We start from the raw sequence: 6,115 nt of genomic DNA, 5'->3' as shown, positions 1-6,115 counted from the left end.
ATCCTTCATAATATAGGCTCCTTTTCGTGTGTAGCTCTACACTTGGTTTTTTATTTTTGGTAGTAACATTATGACCAAGTGCAATCTACGTTAAGCGATGGGAGCCGTTTTCGTTCATTATGACTAACGGGTGCTTTAGCTGAAGAACGGAGCTGTCTTTAAGGCAGCTTTTTTGTATGCAACTATCGGGGCAGTTTAGTTCTAGAAGTGTAGTGTATACGCAATAAGGAAGTTTTTCGGCAGCTTTTATGGAACGGATATTTTCTTCTCGAATCCGCATAAAAACCGTCTCAATACCTAGCTCATTAAAGAGTTCTTTAAAAAAAGCATCTTTAGCAGGTCTATTATATCCTTTTCCGTGATACGGTTTTCCAATCCAAGTACCTAAGAATCCGGAATTATCTACTATGGCAATTTAACTAGAGTAAAATAAAAATATGTAAGCGACCTTGTCATTCCTATTAGGATACACAAGGTCGCTTAAATTATTTCTTCTTGAGTTACCATTACTTTGTAATTTAATCCTTTCATTGTTTTATTTATTTTTTAATACCAGTTTTAGTATTTTTCTAAGAGAAGATTCGTATTTTTGAAAAAGGGGGATGGCTAAGAAGTATTCTTTAGAAAAAACAGAGCTCTCTTGATACCCAACGTATATATTATACGTCTTCGCCTTTCGCTATTTCATTGGTATCACCTTCTTTTAATTTAGTAAGATTATCATACAATAAAAATTTTATGTTGTAAATATAAAAGTCGGAATTTTCTGAAAAATATCGAAAAAAGTAGTTTTATATACTTTTTTCTACTCTAATTTTTTAAGAGAATCAGATCTTATGCAGCAATTCCAAATAGTGGAGTGTAGACAGAAAAAGATGGGACCTCATACATTTCGATATGTTTAACAGGATTTATATAGAACCACTTTTTATGCTTCATGAAAAATATGAATAAAATATAAACAAGGTTTCTTGCATCAAATTCCTTTCAAATGTATAATTTTATAATATTCTGAAAATTAGAGGTTATATTGAAAGGAGTGAAATTATATATCTATTCAACAATTACAAGAAAGTTATATGTCTATTCTACAATTACGAGAAAATGAGATGAAATACCGTGCTCTATTTGAACATGCAACTGTTGCAATTTACCTATTAGAATTGAATGAGGATCGATTTCCAATTCGATTTCTCGACGTAAATCAAGTTGCATGTAAAAGATTAGGTTATAGTAAGGAAAAAATTCTTTCAATATCTGTTATGGATTTTCTTCCTGAAAACATTAAAACTATAAACTATAAAAGATTTCGAAAAGGGAAAACATTACTTCACTTTCCGAGACGAATATGTTTTTAAAATAGAAGAGAAAATAGATACTGAGTTTATTATCGATATCTTTAGATTAGGTGAAAAAGAAGTTGCAATGGTTATTACTCGAGATATCACTGAACGTTTAAAAACGGAAGAGTTACTGCGAAAATCAGAGAAACTTGATGTGGTAGGACAATTAGCTACAGCAATAGCTCATGAAATTCGAAATCCACTAGCAACTATTAAAGGATTTATACAACTAATACAATCAATGAAAAATAAAGAAAATCAGTGGTACATAGATGTAATATCATCAGAAATTGAACAAATAGAAGTAATTACAAATAGATTTATGATAGTAGCTAAACCACAAGCAGTAAAGATTCAACTCAATAATTTGAGCATGTTAGCAGAACAAGTTATAACGCTACTTCAACCTAAAGCAATGATGAATAATATACAAATCAGAACAGTGCTTAAATCAGAAATTCCCTACATACCTTGTGAAGGAAACCAATTAAAACAAGTGTTTATCAATATCTTAGAAAATGCAATTGAAGCGATGTCAACGGGAGGAGAAATTTTGGTTCAAATCGATACACTTGATAGTCATCAAGTAAGTATTTGTTTTATCGATCAAGGATGTGGGATTCCAAGCGAACGTATCCCATATCTTGGAGAACCTTTTTATAGTATCAAAGAAAAAGGGGTTGGTTTAGGGTTAATGATCTGTTATGAAATTGTGGAAGCACATCAAGGAAAGATAGTTATTGAAAGTGAAATGAATAAAGGAACAACAGTTAATGTTATTCTTCCCATCTATTATCGTTCTTATCAAAGGATTCTTTTAATTTCTTTCATGGGAAAGGCTTTTCGGTGATTCCAGACGTTGGTGTACGACTGGATATGACTACTTACAAATATTGATTGATTAGTATATCTTATACAAGATTTTATGCAATTTTAGAGTGGGAAATTAATACCAAGGCGCTTAAAAGCCTTGGTATTTCTATGATGTATAAAACCGTGCAAATCCGTGAAATTTCACGGACTGCACGGAATGTAGGAATGACGCGGTTTCCCAAGGGAATCCAACTTCTGATTTTTCAAGGTTTCTTGTAGTAATTTTGATCAAACTTTGTTTCAAAGCTACAGTTATTAATAACTTAACACTAACATTAACCTTAATCTTAAGATAATGGCACTGCGAATGTCTAAAACCAAAGAGAGTTGTGTCAACTCTACAATAGGTCTTATGCAAACTATCGGGGCAGATTAGTGGAAGAAGAGTTGCTTAACCTCTATCTTTTATCTGATCCTTATAAAAAATAAACAACTGGCACTTGAATACAGGACAGTTCGTTTATATAGTTCTACAAAAGAAGAAAAGGAGGGAAGAATTATGGAGATAACACCAGTAGTATTAATAGGAGATAGAGTAAAGATACAACCTATGGAGGAATATCACGTACAGGAATTATTTGATGCGGGAAACAATCCAGATATATGGGCATACATGCCAATGAAGGTTCAATCGATTGAAGATATGAAGTACCTTGTGAATGGAGCACTTCTAGCGAGAGAGCAAGGAAGCGAATTTCCTTTTGTTATCTTCGATAAGGATTCAGGGAAAATTGTGGGAAGCACTCGTTTTCTTAATATATCCATACCAAACCGTAACTTGGAAATTGGTTGGACATGGCTGTCTCCAACTGTTTGGCGAACTAGAATAAATACGGAATGTAAGTATCTTCTTTTGAAACACTGCTTTGAGACACTATGTACTATTCGTGTCCAATTGAAAACAGATAGTCGAAATGTGCGGTCTCAGCAGGCAATGGAACGGCTGGGTGCTGTAAAAGAAGGCGTGCTTCGGAATCATGTGGTTATGCCTGACGGTTATCTAAGAGACTCTGTTTTTTACAGTTTAATCGACCAAGAATGGGTGCTAGTGAAGGACAAAATGGAGAGTATGCTACGATAATCCGGTATTTTCGAAGTGTTGCTTATTAAACTAACGGGTGCGTTAGCTGAAGATCGGAGCTGTCTTTAAGGCAGCTTTTTCTTTATGCAACTATCGGGGCAGGTTACTTGAAGAAGAGCTATGTTAAAAGTTCAACTAATTTTTACTAATTTATGGTAACGTTGATATAACAAGATAGAGGTGTAACTTAGAGGGAAAAATAACTGACGAGGAATTTTTGAAATAACTATTAGAGTTAATTAATGTTAATCGTTCATAATTTTATTTTGAGCTATTGTAGGATTATAAAAATCTGAAAAAGGAGATGCTTTATGGATAACACCAAAAAACCTCTTTATATTTATGGTTCCTTTTTACTAATTTCGTGGGGTCTATCGTTTATTATTCATCAAAACACTTATACACGTTATGAAATTATTGAGGGTATGGTATTTATTTGTCTTGCAACAATAATTTACTTTATTCTTGTCCATTTAAATTATAGAAGTGAATTAGGTAAAAAAATTGTATTTGGGATTTTGATTTTAATATTTATTATTAGTTGTATTGGTTTTTATTTTAGTCTTTAAAGAACTTTAAAGTTTTCTATCCAAAAGGCACCTCATAAATTTATGAGGTGCCTTTTGGATAGAAATTAATCCCATAATTCAAGTACGTAACTGGTTAAAGAGGAGCGAGTTTTTATAAGAGCAAATTCAGCATCGTTGTCAGATCCATCCACATATTTTGCTGCGTAAAACTTGTAACAGTCATTATTACCAATGAATACCCCAGCTTTGATCATTGGACTATTTTCTCCATCATTATCGTATAGATCAAATCTGGCTCCTCCAATTTCCTCTTTTAAGCAAATTTTAGCATAGCCACCTTTTACTCCATCAAGGTAAGTTATTTTTCCTGACGAGGTTTTTTTGTCTACTAATGTCCATGAAGCAGCATTACTAGTTTCAGTTCCCCATAAAGTTACGCATACTAATGTCGTTATAACGACTAAACTCATCATAAATTTTTTCATAATATCCCCTCTTAATTTCAATTTATTGTCATTTATGTATTAACTCTACCATTATAGAGGAAGGAATTTCCACTTTTTTTTTAAAAAAACGTGAAATTTTAAATAACGTTTTTTCACATATCATTCTTGAATCATTTAATCACTCTCCATAGTTCCATAACATGCCACCAATGACGGTGTAGTGAGATGATATGTCAGTAGAAATGATTTCCCTATAGGGGTAGAGTCAGGAAAATGCGGATTTACAACGCTAAGCATTTTGACACAAGTCTTATGAGACATCATAAATCCTAATGTAGAGGTGGTTTGATTATGTACCAATAGGCTTTACTCTATTGAGATTGTAAAAGTTTCTTCTTAAACTAAAGGGGCAGGATAGTTCAAGAGTGCTGTTTGATCTTTGTTCAACAATTGGGCCATATTATTGAAGAAACATCCTGAAAAGCTATACACTTAAACTAAATGGGAGTTCAAATAATAAAAAAACGTTCCTGTTTGCTACAGAAACCCACTCTTTAACTAAAAAAGATAAAGTCGACTTAATCATCATCATTAGTTTAAACTCCTGGAGTAGAATAATTTTGAATAGTAATCTAACTTCGGTGTGAAAATATTAAGGAATACTTTAAAAAGGAGTTGACCTTAATGTATAAACAACTAAGATGGATTGTTATCACGTTTTTCCTTATTCCTTTATTACTCATTGTAAGTGCTATACCTTCTTTCGCTGAGGGTAAAAACAATGAAGAAGAAGGCAAAGTTATATTTAGGTATAGAACTGATTTTGAAGACTTATATCGCTTTCTGGGTGTCAACGAAGCCGAATATAATCAAATTAGGAAACAAAAAAGTATTGTCGAAATCGCAGAAGAAAAAGGTATTTCGGAAGATGAAGTGTTTAACTATTTTGCAAGAAAAAAATTTGATGCACTTGAAAAGTCATACGAAAAAGGCGATTTTGATATACGATTTGTAATGGATTATTGCTTGAGGTTAAAAGATGATATTGAATGGGAGATAAATGCTAAGAAAAGTAAAGATGGTAGTTTAACAACGGAATAGCTAACTAAACTAAAGGGTGCGTTAGCTGAAGATCGAAGCAGAATTATTGAGGCTTATGCAGAGTGTCAAGGCATTTTATTTTGATTATAGCAATGAAATGAATACCATTTGGCGATGAATTATTTTACTAAGTTTTTAATGTTTTTACTGATATATGCAAGGTTAGCAGTACACTAATAAAGTAATAAGGTTTACTTCATTAAAATAAGGTATATTATATTTGTTGAATAGATTCTCTTTAAAGACAAGAAAAGTAGGTGCACAAAGTGGGAAAATATCAATTGGATTACAAAGGTCAGGTAGCTGTGACAAAGTTTCATGAAAAACAGACGCCTGCCAAATTTGATAAAAAGCAGCAACTTGAAAAAATACGTGCGGAGTATTTGAAAAAGAAGCAAAAACAAACAGATAAATAATATGAATGAAAACATAGGAAGACTAAAATCTCCCTATGTTTTTCTTATTCGAAGTTCTTTTTTTAAACCTCTTACTTACGCAACTAACGGGTGCGTTAGTTGATTAAGGAACATTAAAATGATCAATCTTTTTTATAAAAGAAAAATCCAATTAAATAGTATAAGGGCATGTTTTGATAAAATCTTCAGTTTAGTGCGTCCCAGTTGATTAATTTAATGATGAAACACGTACGGTGGTTTTTTTGTATTCATTAACAAGATGGTTTCAAGAGGAAAGTGTTATTAGAGATTCTTATTTTACGGATTAAATGTTGACACTAAAGAA

5 protein-coding genes and 2 pseudogenes are annotated in these 6,115 nt (G+C 32.3%); 5 read left to right on the top strand and 2 right to left on the bottom strand.

Annotation, left to right across the window (positions count from 1 at the left end; all coding sequences use genetic code 11):
- Positions 1-85: 85 nt before the first annotated feature.
- A pseudogene (locus Q8G36_RS29505) lies at positions 86-409 on the bottom strand (GNAT family N-acetyltransferase); the annotation flags it as partial.
- A 682-nt stretch (positions 410-1,091) separates the two neighbouring features.
- Here Q8G36_RS29505 and Q8G36_RS28370 point away from each other — a divergent pair.
- The 3 genes and pseudogenes from Q8G36_RS28370 to Q8G36_RS28360 all read left to right on the top strand — a co-directional run.
- Positions 1,092-2,193 (top strand): annotated as a pseudogene (locus Q8G36_RS28370) (ATP-binding protein); the annotation flags it as partial.
- Between the two features lie 522 nt (positions 2,194-2,715).
- Complete coding sequence (locus Q8G36_RS28365) at positions 2,716-3,297, top strand: GNAT family N-acetyltransferase (protein WP_305161556.1); 582 nt, start codon at positions 2,716-2,718, stop codon at positions 3,295-3,297.
- 311 nt (positions 3,298-3,608) lie between these two features.
- The gene (locus Q8G36_RS28360) at positions 3,609-3,866 is read left to right on the top strand and encodes a hypothetical protein (RefSeq protein ID WP_305161557.1); all 258 of its coding nucleotides are present in this window, start codon (positions 3,609-3,611) and stop codon (positions 3,864-3,866) included.
- 65 nt (positions 3,867-3,931) lie between these two features.
- On the opposite strand, the gene Q8G36_RS28355 is transcribed toward Q8G36_RS28360, so the two are convergent.
- Positions 3,932-4,312, bottom strand: a complete 381-nt coding sequence (locus Q8G36_RS28355; RefSeq protein ID WP_305161558.1) for a hypothetical protein — start codon at positions 4,310-4,312, stop codon at positions 3,932-3,934.
- A gap of 645 nt (positions 4,313-4,957) precedes the next feature.
- On the opposite strand from Q8G36_RS28355, the gene Q8G36_RS28350 reads away from it, so the two are divergent.
- Entirely contained in the window at positions 4,958-5,374 is a 417-nt protein-coding gene (locus tag Q8G36_RS28350) for a hypothetical protein (RefSeq protein ID WP_305161559.1), read from the top strand.
- Between the two features lie 266 nt (positions 5,375-5,640).
- Positions 5,641-5,790 (top strand): hypothetical protein, encoded by a 150-nt coding sequence (locus Q8G36_RS28345; protein WP_056529733.1) that lies wholly within the window; start codon positions 5,641-5,643, stop codon positions 5,788-5,790.
- The last annotated feature ends 325 nt before the right edge of the window (positions 5,791-6,115 follow it).

This window comes from Peribacillus frigoritolerans, from assembly GCF_030676415.1.
GTDB classification, from domain to species: Bacteria; Bacillota; Bacilli; order Bacillales; family DSM-1321; genus Peribacillus; species Peribacillus frigoritolerans_A.
This window is presented reverse-complemented; position numbering and strand designations above follow the sequence as displayed.